General features: G+C 43.6%; 10 protein-coding genes and 1 riboswitch. Of the genes, 2 read left to right on the forward strand and 8 right to left on the reverse strand.

What is annotated here, in order from left to right:
- Nucleotides 1-46: 46 nt before the first annotated feature.
- From ACOQOE_RS13295 to ACOQOE_RS13330, 8 genes are all read right to left on the reverse strand, one after another.
- Complete coding sequence (locus ACOQOE_RS13295; protein WP_420554226.1) at nt 47-1,129, reverse strand: putative urea ABC transporter substrate-binding protein; 1,083 nt, start codon at nt 1,127-1,129, stop codon at nt 47-49.
- Between the two features lie 59 nt (nt 1,130-1,188).
- Nucleotides 1,189-1,288: riboswitch (guanidine-I (ykkC/yxkD leader) on the reverse strand.
- Between the two features lie 391 nt (nt 1,289-1,679).
- Nucleotides 1,680-6,743, reverse strand: a complete 5,064-nt coding sequence (locus ACOQOE_RS13300) for a diguanylate cyclase (protein ID WP_420554227.1) — start codon at nt 6,741-6,743, stop codon at nt 1,680-1,682.
- A gap of 23 nt (nt 6,744-6,766) precedes the next feature.
- Nucleotides 6,767-7,480: a hypothetical protein gene (locus ACOQOE_RS13305; RefSeq protein WP_420554228.1), complete on the reverse strand. Its 714-nt coding sequence runs from the start codon at nt 7,478-7,480 to the stop codon at nt 6,767-6,769.
- 9 nt (nt 7,481-7,489) lie between these two features.
- A complete protein-coding gene (locus ACOQOE_RS13310; RefSeq protein WP_420554229.1) occupies nt 7,490-8,284 on the reverse strand; it encodes a gamma-glutamylcyclotransferase family protein in 795 nt (264 codons plus the stop codon).
- A 117-nt stretch (nt 8,285-8,401) separates the two neighbouring features.
- The gene (gene rlmF / locus ACOQOE_RS13315; RefSeq protein ID WP_067863458.1) at nt 8,402-9,394 is read right to left on the reverse strand and encodes a 23S rRNA (adenine(1618)-N(6))-methyltransferase RlmF; all 993 of its coding nucleotides are present in this window, start codon (nt 9,392-9,394) and stop codon (nt 8,402-8,404) included.
- 184 nt (nt 9,395-9,578) lie between these two features.
- On the reverse strand, nt 9,579-10,826 hold the full coding sequence (locus ACOQOE_RS13320) for an HDOD domain-containing protein (RefSeq protein WP_420554230.1): 1,248 nt from the start codon (nt 10,824-10,826) through the stop codon (nt 9,579-9,581).
- Nucleotides 10,827-11,139: 313 nt separating this feature from the next.
- Complete coding sequence (locus tag ACOQOE_RS13325; RefSeq protein WP_067863453.1) at nt 11,140-11,526, reverse strand: YbaN family protein; 387 nt, start codon at nt 11,524-11,526, stop codon at nt 11,140-11,142.
- Between the two features lie 159 nt (nt 11,527-11,685).
- Nucleotides 11,686-14,316, reverse strand: a complete 2,631-nt coding sequence (locus tag ACOQOE_RS13330; protein WP_420554231.1) for a molybdopterin-dependent oxidoreductase — start codon at nt 14,314-14,316, stop codon at nt 11,686-11,688.
- Nucleotides 14,317-14,687: 371 nt separating this feature from the next.
- Here ACOQOE_RS13330 and ACOQOE_RS13335 point away from each other — a divergent pair, with 371 nt between their 5' ends.
- Together ACOQOE_RS13335 and ACOQOE_RS13340 are read left to right on the forward strand one after the other, a co-directional pair.
- Nucleotides 14,688-15,284, forward strand: a complete 597-nt coding sequence (locus tag ACOQOE_RS13335; RefSeq protein WP_067863446.1) for an ANTAR domain-containing response regulator — start codon at nt 14,688-14,690, stop codon at nt 15,282-15,284.
- 17 nt (nt 15,285-15,301) lie between these two features.
- Nucleotides 15,302-16,330 (forward strand): CmpA/NrtA family ABC transporter substrate-binding protein, encoded by a 1,029-nt coding sequence (locus ACOQOE_RS13340; protein ID WP_067863443.1) that lies wholly within the window; start codon nt 15,302-15,304, stop codon nt 16,328-16,330.
- Nucleotides 16,331-16,621: the final 291 nt, after the last annotated feature.

Consider the following 16,621-nt stretch of genomic DNA (forward strand, 5'->3'; position numbering starts at 1 on the left):
TAGGCTCCAGTTCTCTGTTGGACTAAGCAATAAGTGTATTAAGAGATTACAGAGAACCGTCGGCAGCCATTTTCATGTACGTTGGGTTAAAACGTAGTTTGATATTAGCGGCATTACCGTAAACACCTGCGGGTGTTTCAATACCGATAAACTTCGCATCTGGCGCACCTTCACCTAACAGACCGTGATCAAATGAGAATTCACTCACTTTCTGCATCGTTTTAGTCAGGCTATCGCTGTTTGTGAACTCAACAGCAGAGGCGGCGGTGTAGAACATGTTTGTAGAAGCAAGCTGCGCTTCATAACCCGCAAGGTCAGTACCTGAGGCTTCAGCCATAAAGCTTTTCGCTTTAATGGAATTTTCATCCTTTGCAGCGATTGTGGCCATGATCTCATACCAAGCACCGACTAAGGCTTTACCCAGTTTAGGGTTCGCTTCAAGGGTTTCAGTATTTACAACCATCAGGTCAATAATTTCACCTGGGATCATAGAGGAATCAAATACTTTGCTTGCATTCGGCATAGCCGTTATTTCACTTAGCAAAGGGTTCCAAGTGGTAACTGCTGTCACATCGTCAGCACTAAAAGCAGCAACAAGATCGGCATCAGAGGTATTAACCACTTTAACGTCTTGCTCTGTCATGCCAACAGTTTCAAGGCCGCGTGCTAGCAGATAATGGGAAACACTTAACTCAACTAGGTTAACTTGCTGGCCTTTAATATCTGCCAATGTTTTAGCGTCTTTAAGTACAACACCATCGTTACCGTTTGAGAAATCACCGACGATGAGTGCAGTTGAATCAACACCACTCGCTGCAGGAATAGTTAATGCATCCATGTTAGTCATTACAGTGGCATCAAACTGGCCTGCCGTGAATTGGTTAATAGACTCCACATAGTCATTGACCTGAACAACGTCGATTTTAATGCCGTATTTATCAGCCCACTTATCCACGATCCCTGTCGCTGCGCCATAATCCCATGGCATCCAACCAACGTAGATCGTCCAAGCGACTTTAAATTCGCTTTTTTCTTCAGCTTGAAGAGTTGAGGAAAAACTTAGTAGAAGGGAGAACACTGAAGCGCACATCAACAGCGTTCGCATGAAAGATCGAATGGTATTCATCATAACTTCACCTTTGTAGTTTCACGAAAATTAAGCACAAGAGACATCACCTATAGGTTTTGTTCTCCCGGGCTTTTATCCCTCCGTGTGACCTCAGGTGAGGTTGGTAACTCTCGGTCCAGTCACTACATCTTTGTAGCCGGAACCCTAGATACCCATTTGATCAAATTGTCATAAGCGGTGTTAACTCGCGTACACATCCACCTAAGTATGCTCTTGTGCATATTGCTTTATACAAAAGCAAAATAAGGGCCAAACAAACTAAATTCTTTAAAAACAGAAAGTTAAAAATATAAAATCGACTCAAAGAACGCTCAATCTGCCCCAAAAGAAAACATAAATAGCATCCGCGCCCCAAAAAACGGCAAATTACCCTTACAAACTCACCTGTACTGAGCGGCAAGCAGCTAAAAAACTCGGACGATATAGGGTGAATGGAGTTTGACTAGGGATTAAGAGAGAAACGATAGGGTTTGCTGGGGTAAAGCTTACAAAAAAGTTAAGTGATCTTGCCCTCGGTCGTTGCTAATAGAATGTTATTTAGTGCTATTAATTAACTAATATTAGAGGCTTGTTGTAGTTGATTTCGCCCCATCCTCTTCGCACGATATAAAGCAATATCCGCTTCACGAAGCAAGCTATCAGCCCCGTGCTCTATTATCGGAATCATAGTGGCGGCACCTACACTGACCGTCACTACATGACTTGCTGATGAATGAGCATGCTCAATCGTCATATCCTGCACAGCACAACGAACCTTCTCACCAATAAGTGCAGCGCCTTTATAATCGGTATCCGGAAGAATAAGCATAAACTCCTCTCCACCGTAACGAGCAATCAGGTCTGCGGGCCTCAGGAGTTGGGACTGCACCATTTTTGCCACCGCGATTAAACAATCATCCCCGCCTTGATGTCCGTAGTTATCATTGAAGGCCTTAAAATGATCAACATCAAGCATAATAATCGTGAGTGGGTGTGCTTCTTTGCGTAAACGCTCCCAAACTTCAGCTAGATAAGCATCACCTCTGCGTCTATTGGCTACCCCCGTCAAACCATCCCGATCAGCTAGCCCTTGTAGCTCTTGATTGACTTGTTCTAAACGAGCCGTTCGTTCAGCGACTTTATCCTCCAGCGTTTTAGAGTGTTCCTGCACTTGCTCATAGAGGCGTGCATTCTCAATAGCCACAGATGCTTGAGCAGCTAAAAGACGAATAACCTCAACACGATCATATCTAAAAGCGCCGCTTGCAAGATTATTTTCCATATAAAGCACAGCCTCAAAGCGCTCTCTTTGAATAGGTACACACAACACCGATAAAGGCTTAAATGCCTGTATATATGGATCATGGATAAAACATCCATCGTCTAGCGCATTATGAAGTACGATCGCAGAGCCATTGTGAAATACTTGGCTTAGCAAAGTGACAGGTAAAGGTATTTTCTCACCAGCAACCGTTGGAATAAGTGAATGATTTGCTAATCCCTCTGCCGACAAATGATCTGGCAGTTTTACCGCTTCCACCACTAATTCCCCCTCGTGCTTAACCACGAGGCAGCCCCATTGAGCACCTGCATTTTCTAGTAAAATGCTCATACTGGTTTTGAGTAATCGGTCTAATAAAATTTCGCCAGATATGTCACGAGACGCTTTCATAACTGAGGCTAAATCAAGATCTGTCATCTCCTGCTTGGTCGTTGACAGATAAGCACTAGCGGAGCACTCAGTTAATATAGAGAACTCCTGCTCAAGTAATTTCACCTTACGGTGTGCCCCCCAGCGATCATAAATACGATGGGCCGCTCTCAAATAACCTTCCGCTGATCGTCTACGGCCAAGGCCGATAAGAAAACGAGCAGCACGTTCGCATGCTGTCGCCTCATCACGCAAAAAGCCACTTTCTCTAGCTGCATCAATCGCCACATCATAAAGCTCTAAGGTGCTTTCCGGGCAGCCATAGATCTTTTCTAATTCTGCTTCCATTAAAAATTGAAGGTGACGGAAGTTCTCAGCACAGTTATCGGCTAAACGCCGCATACGGGCAAGATCACGCTCTAAACGTTGACCTGTTTCAGCCTGATCGTCAGTTCCCATTAATGGAAAATGTGTTGCAAGCGTCAGAAAAGATACAATATAAAAACGCACTAACTGTGGGAGCGACATGGAAGATTTGATCATCAAATCCTGTGCACGAACAAAGCTCAACGCACGATCATAATCGCCATACAAAAAGCAGATCTCCGCAGTATAGATCTGATAATTGGCAATCCCTGTCATAAACTGACGTTCACGCATACCCTCTAAGCAGCGCTGCTCATCAAAGTCATCATCACTTAAGGTAAACGGTGTATGCGTCAGTCCCAGCAAATTACGCTGTAACTGCAAAAATAAGGTACCAGAATCTAATGAGTCCTGATAAGCACACTCTCGAACAATCTCTAAATTTTCCGCATGTAGACGATGGGCCGTTTCTAAATCAAGAGTAGGATCCCAAATCACACAGTCTTGAGCACTGTATGCAAGGTAAAGCAGATCTCCGGATTGATAACCCGATTCAATACCTTTACGAAATAAAGGGGTCAACGTAGACCAATGATTACTCCAGTGATGAACAAACATCGCGTAAACATAAATCACGCGTGTCCGTAGCGCCTGATCATCAAAACGGTCATTCAAGGCTAAACCAACTTTCCCATATTGATAACCCTCTTCGGGCTCGTCAATATCACCACACAAGAGCATGCCGTAAGCGGCATATGCAAAAGCGGATTCGGGGCTATTTCCATGCCGTAAGGAAAGATTGACTGCCTTTAAGACCAGATACGGAAATAGATTCCCACAACCCGAAAGAAACGTGGCTGGAAAAATTTCCATCATAAGACGTATCGCGGTTAAAACAGCCTCATCTTTAACTAACGGAGCATCCACAAGCTCCGCAACTTGGCGTTCACCTAAGTTAATCTTAACCCTCTGCCGCTCCTCGGCAACCTCTTCATCTGTTGGATTATCGGTAAACTCCACACCTAAAAGCGCAAGGCCTTGAATAGCAGAGAGAATCGATGCCTCCATCTTTCCAAGGGTCGAATACTGTCGTGTGCGTGTGGCCAGAATGTCACTTTTCTGCAAATCAGTATGCGCATGCTCTAATAAAATTTCGATCCATTCTTCTGCCTGCTCCGTTCGAGCTGTGAGATAAGTACATTGCTGGATCTCTATAGCTAAAGGTTGCATTAACTTTGACGCGCTACACCAAGGATTAGCGGGTAATAAACCAATAGCTATTTGCAGATAATTCAGTGCCACCTCATAAGCCGAAGTGTGTTTAGCTCGCACAGCGGAACGTAGATTAAGTTCAGCAAGATATAAACGCTCCGCTTCCGACTCAATCAGTAAACGCCCTTCGTTTAAATGCTCCACAATATCAATTAAGCGATCATTAGGTACAGTTTTACCAGCATGACGTAACATGCGACGCCCTACCGAAAGATGTACCTCAGGTAAACGCTGAACGTCGATAAGCGTATAAGCGGCTTGTTGTATACGGTCATGCTGGAACCTATAAATTGGATTAAACCCTAACGCCTCCGAATTCCGCCCGACCAAACGATAATCACTATGCAAAGGTAGCACTGTTTGAAGTTTCAATGCAGGTAAAAGTGCTATAGCCGTATCATCAATACTTTGTTCAGAAATAGCCGCTAAGGTTTGAAGATCAAACGTACTTCCAATGCACGCGGCTAACTGTAAAACATTCTGAGTCTCAGGATGAAGCTGACGGAGGTTACCCACCATAAATTCAACAACATCTGTACTTACATTTGACCAACGGGCGGCATCAAGATCCCAATACCACTTGCCACTCTGTTTATCTGCTGTAATAGCCCCCTCTTTATGCAGCTGCCTCAATAGCTCATTGATAAAAAAGGGGTTGCCGAGTGTTTTATAAAAAAGCATATCGCTCAATATATAAGTTTCATCCAGCTCACCACACAATGCATCAGCCACTAACTGCCTTACGGAATGTTGATCGAGCGGCCCTAAAGGAAGTTGACAAATATTATGCTGATTGCTCAAATCATCAAGCAACAAACCTAAAGGATGACCGCTGCCAATTTCGTTACTTCTATATGATCCAATTAACAATAAATGGCTCATCTCTCTTGAGGTAACTAAGCGTTTCAGCAGCGCCAACGTGGGCACATCACTCCACTGTAAATCATCAAGAAACAGAACAACGGGGTGCCCTTTTCCTGCAAATACTCGGAGAAACGCAGTTAATAGAATCTGCAAACGATTGCGCTCTTCAGCGGGAGGAAGTGCCGCTACCTCAGGCTGATGACCAATAATAATTTCTAGTTCGGGTACCAAATCTGTCACTAAACGAGCATTAGGCCCTAAAGCGTCAAGCAACTTCTTCCGCCACTCACCCAGTCCCACTTCAGGTTCAGCTAATAGCTGTTGTACCAAGCCTCGATAGGCCGTTATTAAAGCGGTATAAGCCTCCCCTTGCTGAAACTGTTCAAATTTACCTTGAACAAGGAAGCCTCGTTCGCGTACCAGCGGGCGATCAATCTCATTAACAAGCGCGGATTTTCCGACCCCAGAATAACCATGAACTAAACAAAACTCAGTTCGTCCCGTCACTGCACTTTCAAATAACTCAAATAATTGAGCCAATTCAGCTTCGCGGCCATATAAATTTTGCGGTATTAGAAACTTCTGTACGACATCATTCTTTCCCAACTCGAAAGGCTCGATGTTGTGATCTTCAATTGATAGTTTCTCCGCGCAACATTCGAGATCATAGATAATACCTTCGGTACTTTGATAACGCGTTTCAGGTTCTTTTGAGAGTAATTTAAGAACAATCGCTGATACAGCTTTAGGGATCTGAGGTCTTAGCTCGTCTGGAGCAGGCGGCAAACAGCTCATATGGCTATAAACCCACTCCAGCAGGGTATCCGCTTGAAAGGGCAGTGTACCTGTCAATAACTCAAACAGCAGCACACCCAGCGAGTAGTAATCCGACCTATAATCTACATCACGGTTCATCCGCCCTGTCTGTTCAGGGGAGATATAGGGCAAAGGCCCTTCGAGACGACGAGACATCTGCACCGCTTGACGCTCTTGATCTAATTCGGAGGCAATACCAAAACCGGCAATAGAAACACCTTTTGTTAAGGTATCGAACAATATATGGCCCGGCGTTAATGCTTTATGGACTATATCCTTCTCATGGATACCGCCTAAAGCTCGAACTATACTCAAAGCTATATTGAGCACATCAGTTACAGGCAATCCCCATCGCCCTTCACGAATGAGCAATGTTTTAAGGGTGTTATCAAACAACTCGCCGACTAAGGCTAAATTACCGCTGCCATGGGGTAGCACTTCATGGACTTTTCGAACCCCTACAACCTCCGATAGATGTTGGCCGATCAATCCCTCTCGACGAATACCTGCCACTTGATGACGTTCTGGAAATTCAGTATCGAGTGTCTCAATAGCAACAGGAAGATCATTGGATAAGCAGCGCGCACGGTAAACGACACGCCCATCAGCCCGCCATAGTACTGAACCGATGATATAACCGGGTAATTTTAAGCCGACGCCCCTCACTCCATGCTCCCTAGCACTGTGCACTAAAGGGAGAACATTCGTTGAAATGTCGCATTATAATCATCGAACGCGGTATCAGAAACAGGGGCACCATGACCACATAGAGCATGTTTAAATGGCAAGGCTAACAGGCGTTTAAAGTCATCCCCTAAAGGTTCAGCCGCTTGCGCCCATACAGGGCCTATATTGGCGGGCACAAAAAAGTTCATATTTTGCATCAGTTCTTTAGAGGCATCGGAAAAATATTGATCTGGCTCTAACCAGTTTTGTAGTGCGTCGCAGGCGATAAGAACACCACCTGCTCGATCAATGTGTAAAACGCCTTCGGGTATTTTTGTAGTTTCAAAGATAAATAGCGAAGCATCTGAGATAGGTAGGTTTTCTGTTGTAAGCACACGTGCGTCCTCCACACTTTTACCCCTTTCCATACCAGGTAAAATCCAGTAGTCAGCATCATACCGATCCACATAAAACTCATCATCACGCCCATGCAAACATCCTAGACGGATAACATCTGTCACCTTCCCTAGACGCTCTAATGCCGCAAGCCCTTCTTCGTCTAAACGTACACTATTAACAAGGATCAGGCGCTCACCATCCCGAACCACCGTCATATTACGACTAAACGCCCAGTCCATCTCCTGTAAAACGGTCTCCATAGCACCACTAACAAAAAACAGGTCTGGAAATACCTCTTCTAATGCACCATGGGCAAGCGCTGGGGGAAAATGATTCATTAATACTCCTTACTCTTCGCTGTAATCAAAGCGTCCAACATAACGGTACTCGCGAGCATATTCGTGTAGAAAAGCGTCTAAATATTGCCGCTGGGCCTGATTAAAGCGCCTGTGCCTCACATCATCCATAGTTTCACTATGATCGCTACAATCTAGCCTTTTTAGATGAAACAATGTCATATCTTTACCCCCGAAGAAACCTTTTAAATATTCATGCTGTCGTCGCGCCTCCGACATATCAAAAACAGCCCCATCCAACACCGTATACAATGGATACTGAGCTAAAGAAGTTCTATTAAATTGAGGATAATCACCTTGGGGAGGCTGAAAAGGAGGGTATACGCCGGGGTCATGCACAGGGTGACGTGCAAGCGCTGTTACATATTCAGCATCAAGTCCTGCTGATCGGGCACCCTCAACAATAATATTAAGGTAGCGCTGGCTAGGTAAACACATCTCATTGATAAACTCAGCTATGCCAATATAGGCAAACGCCGTGATAGTTCCACTTTCTGTTTCCACATCAACATTGACTCGGTCATAACCATGGCCGCAAGCTTCTACCGCATCTAAAGGTGCAAGCGCCTCATCTGGACACTCATAAAGCACACCCCAAACACAATCACTCAGATTACCGGTACATTCAATATTCCCAACACCGCCCTCCTGCCGGAAGAAGTGCTGCACATTAAAGCGCAAACGCCAACCGCGCAAAACCGCTCGCTGCGATGTTAAAGGCTCAACACCTTTAGCTCGTAGGGAGAGCTGATTCATATTGGAGCCAAAACCGAAATAACGAAACATGTGATATAAACCACCTTATTAGGGGCAATACACTAAGCCAGCACTTAACCTAAATCGACGTTATTTAGCTGACAGCAAGACCTTTACAATACAGAGATAGGACTCAAAATCAATAGCTTAGGAAGCAGAAGAAGGATCAAGAAAGGAAAACTCAGGATCCGATGCAGTATAAAAACTCCAAGCAACAAAGCGGCTAACTTTTTGCCCTTGCGCCATCTCAACCGTTTTAACTTTTTTAGCATTCACCTGCTTAAGTACCTGATAAACAGCCGGCAGATTATCTTTTTTAGATATTAACGTCGTAAACCAAAGCACATTATCTGCAAAGTGTTTACTCTCTTTAATCATTTGGCGTACAAAAGCGACCTCACCACCTTTACACCACAATTCAGCGCCCTGCCCGCCAAAATTGAGTTTCTCTTTAGCCTTATCCGCATTTCCATTAGCTCGATTTAAGTTTCTCACTTTACGCTTATTTCCCGCGCTAGCTTCTGCAAGCGAAGCATGAAAGGGGGGATTGCAGATAGAGAAATGGAAGAACTCTTCCGGCTGAATAATATTTTCAAAGATTCGATCAGACGAGGGCTGTAATCGGCACTGTAATTTATTCTTCATCACCTTGTTTGATCTAACAATCTCACCCACCGCAGCAATGGAGATAGGATCTATATCAGAGCCAACAAACTGCCACCCATAGCTCTGACTACCAATAATGGGATAGATACAGTTAGCCCCCACTCCCACATCTAAACCATGCACCTTTGTACCTACAGGTACACGACCTCCGTTACTCTCCGCTAGCAGGTCCGCTATATGATGTATGTAATCTGCTCGTCCTGGGATAGGCGGGCAAAGATAACCTTGAGGAAGATCCCAAAATGCTATCTGATAGAATACTTTCAAAAGAGCTTGGTTAAGTAATTTAACCGCTTGCGGGTCAGAAAAGTTAATGGAATCTTGCCCATTAGGCGTTTGATATACGTGGGATAACAGCTCAGGAGATGCTTTGCACAGCTGATCAAAATCATAACGTGAGCGATGGAGATTGCGAGCGTGCAGTGAGGTTTTAACTACAGATCGATCACTGCTACTTTTCAAAGGTTTACTCACACATCCTCACATTCTAATATCAGCTCATATTTATCAGTGAGATTGTAGCAAGATAAGTGAAAAGGGTTTAAGAAAGTTGCCCTGTTAAGCTAAAAAAATCGCCAAGTCTTACCTGTTACAGACCCCAACGTATGTTTCCTGCAAGACTTGGCCAAAGTTACCAGCGATTTTATGAGATCCTCTCTTATAAGTTGGATACCATGCGAACACGGTATTCATTGGCGACAATCCGCCATTGTGGGACTTCATCCATAACGCCCACTTGATCTAAATAACGTAGTGATAAATTACTCGCGAGATTACACTCTCCTTCCACATGCACTGAGGGTATCATTGCATCAGCAACATGCACGGCAGTTAGTACTTTAAAATCATGATCTTTAGATAGATGTGGGACATGATGTAACATCACCGCCTCTATCACTTGAGGAGGTAAGTTCCATAAAGCAAGCAAAGCGCCCGCTACCTCACCATGGAAAAAGCCAAAAGCCGCCTTCTCTACCAAATAGATAGGTTTACTTTTTTTAACCGCATAATTTAGTAGTTTTTTATATTGCTCTGGATTATGAGATGCCATTATCAATATACCCAAATCATGCAGTAAACCCGCCAAAAAGGCTTGATCCTGCATCACTTTGCTGGCACCTGATCGACGACAGATGGTCTGTGCCAAACGAGCCACAACTAAGGAGCGCGCATTCATCTGCTCAAATGAAAATGCCTTCCAATCATCTGGGCTTTTAAACTGGTTATTTAACTGGCTACTTAAGGCAAGACTACGTAAGTTACGAACACCTAGCATAGAGATCGCTTCTTTTAAATCAACGATAGTGCGTTCAAAGCCAAAGAAAGCAGAATTTACCTGCTTCATGATTTGCGCGACAACGGCGAGATCTTGCTCAACAATTTCACCAATATCAGCCAAATCTGCGCGATCAGAATTAATAGCATCGGTAAGTTGACGATAGATACTAGGGGGTGACGGCAAGCAACCAACAGACCCTACATAAGCTTGTAAGGAACTTCGATTAAGTAAGTGGAGTAATTTAATTTGATATTCAAGCGACGCCCCTAAGCCTTCAATCGTTACAGCGCTAGGATAAATTCGGTGTGCCACATCCGCCGCTTTCGCTTTTTGAGCGGCATTCCAATATTCTGCCCCCATAAACACTCGAACAGACGTAGGATGGCGTTTAGCTATTTGAGCCATCAACTCAATATCAACTTGAGCACGCATAGAGCAAGGGATAATTACCGCATCACAAATCTGCTCATCTAAACATAAAAGCAAACTGTCTTTAGAATCAAAGCGAACAAAATCCCACGAAAGATTAGACTCCGTGATATCTCTAGTCCAATTAGTATATCGGCATTCAGCATCCAACATGACTACTTTGAAATTATGTAAAGAACTATTAGTGATGGTACTCATGGCCTTTACTCACAATTATTTAGTTAATCATTACAAACCTTGTACCTTTAAAATAGTGAGTACAGGCCGTTTTAAAAGTTTGTTTTTATTAAAATTTTAGCGAATATGTATTAATAAAAAAACAGACTGTTTGAAAAACAGTATAAAACATAATGAATATGAGGCTTTTTTAAAACAGCAGCGTTTTGATTAAAATTTTATCAATCTTTTAATGAGTAAATTTCATATTAAAGCCACTCAGCATACTCAGCGTTTTAAATAAAACCATGTAATCTCGACGTAGAAAACCCGATAGATAACAACAAGATTAAACCTATTCCTGCTGCTTTAATTCAGAAGGACGCGACCAAATATAGATCATCGCAATCACAATCGTTACAACAACCCCAGCCTTTAAACCTAAATGAAATGACCTGAAAAACAGTGGATAAATCACCATAAGCACCATCATTGTGGTTGCTAAGACCTTTATTTTAAACGGTATGATACCGCCATCTTCCCAGTCTCGTATATATTTCCCAAAGTAGCGATTATTCAATAAAGTTTTATGCAGCCGCTCAGAGCTTCGTGAAAAACAAAAAGCGGCCACCAGTAAAAAAGGAGTGGTAGGAAGAAGCGGTAGGATTACGCCAATAAACCCAAGAACAACACATAAGCAACCGGCTATGAGGTATATAGAACGTATAATTTTAGCTTTCACTATTCCTCCTTTAACTGCATAAACCTAAAGCCTAAGTAGATACTTAACCTCCCTAATAAGATAGTCAGTAAAAAAAAGGCACCTAACGATGCCTATAATTATCTCTACTCTGGAAAAGCTCTACACTCAGTGCAATGGCCCCTCTCTGGTTATCATTGTTTATTTCAGCTCTTTTGCCAATATAGCATTCAATTCAGGAATACAGGATCCACAGTTAGTTCCACACTTAAGCTTATCCCCGAGCATATCAACCGTCCTAGAACCTAACCCTATCGCTTCTACTATGGCATTGCTACCTACTTGATAACAACTACAGATCATCTCACCGGGATTTTCAATTTCACATCCGGTTACACTCAAGATAAAACGGCGTTGATCAATCGACAATTCCGCTTCAGAAAACATCTCCTCCAACCAACGTGTAGAAGGTATCTCTCCATAAGGCATAACAAAAAAAGTCCATTCAAGTACTTCGCCTTTTAGTCCCGCTGCTCTAAAGTTTTGGCTATTCGGATCTTCTAACCAGATAGACACATCCCCTAAATGCTCTTTGCACCAAGCAATACCGTCAACCAACTCAACACTATCGGCAAGATAATAAAAAGTAACATCACCTTTAGGTACTTTGGACCAGTATTCAACGGGTAAATTGATTTCCAAATCAGAGCGACACATTAGCCACCCTTGCCAACTCGGATTAAGTTTAGAAAGACTGACTCGTCCATGCTTAGACTCAGGCTGCCCTGAAATAGGGTCCGTCACGGGTTCCAGTAAAGCGCCCATTTTAGCCAAGGAACTAAATTCATTATTCCAATGCATAGGCACAAACAGCTCACCCCTACGCTGCTCCGATGCCATAACTCTAGCACGGCCAATATAATCCCCTTGAGGATGGCTCAGCTTAACCAACTCGCCATCAGAGATCTGCTCTTTTAGCGCATCAGCCTGATTAAGCTCCACAAAAGGTTCATCCCTATGTTGAAACAAGCGGCGCGCACGTCCACTCATCGCCATGGTATGCCATTGATCTCTAATACGGCCTGTATTTAAGATATAAGGCAGTTCAGGGGTGACTTGCTGAATAGGGCTTGAAACCTGAATAGGTATAAACCTTGCCCGTTTTGATGGCGTAAAAAAGCGGCCATCTGAAAACATACGCGCTGTCCCGTAAGGTGCTTCCTGAGTCACCGGCCACTGAACAGGTTTAAAAGAATTATAAGTATCAATATCTATATCTTGATACAGACTAATATCAAAATCTCTGTTGCCATCATTCTCAAAACCAGAGAGCGCTGCATGCTCTGCAAAAATTTCTGCTGGATGTTGATAAGAGAATGCATCTTCAAAACCCATTTTCTTGGCCACTTCACTAATAATCCACCAATCATGTTTAGCCTCACCCGTAGGTGCTAAGAGACTACGCTGACGTGAAATTCTTCTTTCTGCATTAGTGACTGTGCCATCTTTCTCACTCCACCCTGTTGCGGGTAAGCAAACATCAGCATATTTAAGGGTTTCAGTACTCGCCATACAATCAGAAACAACCACTAAGGGACACTTTTCCAACGCCTGTGTCACTTGATGGGTATTAGGTAAACTCACCGCAGGATTTGTCCCCATAATCCAAACCGCTTTAACTTTACCCTCTTCAATGGCTTGAAAAAGCTCAACCGCCTTTAAACCTTCGGTTTGAGCAATATTCGGTGCATTCCAAAAACGCGAGACAAGATCAATATACTCAGGTGAAGAGAAGTCCAAATGCGCGGCTAGCTGATTTGCTAAACCGCCAACCTCACGCCCACCCATAGCATTAGGCTGTCCAGTAATAGAAAACGGGCCCGCACCTTCAAAACCTATACGACCAGTGGCAAGGTGACAGTTAATGATTGCATTGGAATTATCAGTGCCACTAAAAGACTGGTTTACCCCTTGAGAATAAAAAGTCACAACTTTATCAGTCTGGGCAAACCACTCATAAAACGTTGTTAAAATATCACTATCTAGATCGCAATACTTAGCTACCGCTGAAACTGAGTCAAACTGCTGCTGAGCTGAAGCTAAAGCAAGTTCAAAACCTTCTGTGTATTGCTCAATGTAATCATGATTTAAACAATTCTGATCAGCCAGATAGCTCAATAATCCTGAAAATAACTCACTATCGGTACTCGGTTTAAGTGCCAAATGAAGATCCGCTAAATCACAGGTTGCTGTTCGGCGAGGATCAACCACTACTACTTTCAGGGAGGGATTCTTTTTCTTAGCAGCCTGCATACGTTGATATAAAACAGGGTGGTTCCACGCGGTATTACTGCCGACCAGCACTAATAGTTCCGCTTTTTCCAAGTCTTCATAGGAACATGGCACTGTATCGCTACCAAAGGCACGTTTATAACCCGCTACAGCTGACGACATACAAAGACGTGAATTCGTATCCACATTAGCGCTACCAATAAAACCTTTCATCAATTTATTGGCTACATAATAATCTTCTGTGAGCAATTGACCGGATAAGTAAAAAGCTACAGAGTCCGGCCCATGCTCCGATATAGTGCGAAGAAATCTAGAAGAGACCTCATCTAGTGCGCTATCCCAAGAAACAGGGACATTATTTATAAGAGGGGAAAGTAGACGACCACCCGCACCTAATACCTCATGCAGGGCCGAGCCTTTAACGCATAACCTGCCAAAATTAGCCGGATGAGATTTATCGCCTTTAACACCGATTGAACCGGAATCCAGAATATCAGCATCAACACCACAGCCCACACCGCAGTATGGACACGTTGTCATTTTGTGCATCTAAACCTCCACTACTTTGTAACACACAAATCCAGATGCACTTTCCAGTTTACAGCGTACACGGCACGGAGCCACATATCTGCTAGTTGCCAGATAAGTGCGCTCCGTTGCGCTACTATAATTTTTTATGTACTAAATATGCTGTACATTTTTATCAATAAATATGATGAGTGACTCAGCAAGCACTGTGCCAATTTAGGATATCGCCAAGACCCAACGCCTGATTACACAGGCTACATCTTACCCACTTATCCACAGCAGCGTACCTCCAAACAACAATTAAATAAGTCTCCCGCACCACAATGGAACATTTATTGCTTAATTAACCAGTATCCACCTCCGGATATGGATTAATATGTAACGTGAATCGCTTAAATGTTTTACTGATAGATGACGAACCGGAAAGAGTACAGGCACTCAAAGAAGCCTTGCACTCACTAGGACATCATGTCGTCTGCCAACTACCCAATACTACCCATCTCAATAAACGTGTTGAGGATACCCATCCAGACATCGTTATTATTGATATGGATTCGCCTAATCGAGACACACTCGAAAGTATGTCAACGATGAGCAAAAACAATCCAAGACCTATCGTTTTTTTCGCTGAGCAGCAAAATGATCGTAAAACTATGTCTGATGCTATTAATGCGGGCGTCAGTGCTTACATATCGGACGGGCTACAGCCAGATCGGGTAAAAGCGATTATGGATACCGCTATTGCTCATTTCGATGCCCATAGCTCACTGCGCGCAGAACTCGAAAAAGCGAAAACCCAACTGGCTGACAGAAAAGTGATCGAAAAAGCCAAAGGCATGTTAATGAAGCATCAAGGGTGCGATGAAAAACAAGCATTCGAAACCCTTCGTAAGCTCGCCATGGATCGCGGTCAAAAGCTACCCGATGTCGCCCAGAGCGTTATTGATGTTCTGGAACTAACGAACGGCCTGAGCAAGTAGAGAGAAGAGGATAATTTATGTCAGCACCACTGACACTTGAAAAAAACAACCTGAAGCTCGGTTTTGTCGCGCTCTTAGATTGCGCACCTTTAGTGGTCGCCCGAGAAAAAGGCTTTTTCAAAAGACACGGCCTCGATGTCGTTTTATGCAAAGAATCATCTTGGGCCTCGATACGCGATAAAGTAAGCTTTGGCCTGTACGATGGCGCACATATGCTGGCCCCGATGCCATTGGCATCGACGCTTGGCTTAAACGGCAACAAAACACCGATGATGACAGCCCTAGCACTGAGCCAAAACGGTACGGCAATCACTTTATCTGAAGAGTTCCATACCCTCTTATCCAAAACAATTGATAACTGGGAAGACGACAAACTAGTCGGTGAGCAATTTAAAAAACAGGTCAAGAGCAGCTCAGTCAAACCGGTCATGGCAACGGTATATCCATACTCAAACCATTATTATCAGCTTCGTTACTGGCTTGAACAACATGGGATTGATGCAGAACATGATGTGCAATTAATTGCTGTTCCACCAACCCAGATGATACCAAGCTTATCTAATGGCGCTATAGATGGTTATTGCGTAGGTGAACCTTGGAATAGTTTAGCGCTCATTCAGAAGATCGGCGGCTTACTGACAACCGGACACAAAATATGGGGAGCCCATACAGAAAAGGTTCTTGGTGTGACTCAAGAGTGGGCAGCGGCCTACCCTAATACCCACCAAGCATTAGTAAAAGCGTTATATGAAGCTTGCCAATGGGTTGAAGATATCAACAATAAAGAGGAACTATACCAACTCCTTGCGCTACCCCCATACCTAGATCAAGCCGCCACTACGCTTTCTGACTACACACCGCCCCTTGCGATGAAACAACATTTCGCGGGCAAGCAAGTAAATGTTCCCGACCCGAAACAGGGCGAGTTTATTCTTAGCCAGATGTTAGACTGTGGGCAACTATCAGACGCAGACAACCCTGCCGATTTTGCAATCATTAGCCGTACAGTTTACCGCCAAGACCTCTTTCAAAAATGGGTTAGCTAAACATCAAGGCAGGAGTGCAACTTCTGCCTTTCTTCTCCCTGAACCCATTCGCTCGCCTACAGCTCGATAATCGGCACCCACTTACTCCATTCGTTTAATTGTATGCATCAATACGCACCCTGCTAACACAAATACGCACTATTGTGCAGCGCACCCTTGTAGAAACAGAGTAATAAAAATTACTGATTACATATATAACTATCTGTATATAAAGAGGTTTAGTTTTTTGGCATAGGTAATGCTTTATAAAAAAACAAATGAGCCATTCAACGAAGAGTGCTCGATAAATAC

The sequence above is a fragment of the Neptuniibacter marinus genome (genome assembly GCF_965223595.1).
GTDB lineage: Bacteria > Pseudomonadota > Gammaproteobacteria > Pseudomonadales > Balneatricaceae > Neptuniibacter > Neptuniibacter marinus.

Coding starts and splice junctions, on each gene's coding strand:
- ACOQOE_RS13295 (WP_420554226.1), bottom strand. CDS start 1,129: ATGATGAATACCATTCGATCTTTCATGCGAACGCTGTTGATGTGCGCT.
- ACOQOE_RS13305 (WP_420554228.1), bottom strand. CDS start 7,480: ATGAATCATTTTCCCCCAGCGCTTGCCCATGGTGCATTAGAAGAGGTA.
- ACOQOE_RS13310 (WP_420554229.1), bottom strand. CDS start 8,284: ATGTTTCGTTATTTCGGTTTTGGCTCCAATATGAATCAGCTCTCCCTA.
- ACOQOE_RS13320 (WP_420554230.1), bottom strand. CDS start 10,826: ATGAGTACCATCACTAATAGTTCTTTACATAATTTCAAAGTAGTCATG.
- ACOQOE_RS13330 (WP_420554231.1), bottom strand. CDS start 14,316: ATGACAACGTGTCCATACTGCGGTGTGGGCTGTGGTGTTGATGCTGAT.
- ACOQOE_RS13340 (WP_067863443.1), top strand. CDS start 15,302: ATGTCAGCACCACTGACACTTGAAAAAAACAACCTGAAGCTCGGTTTT.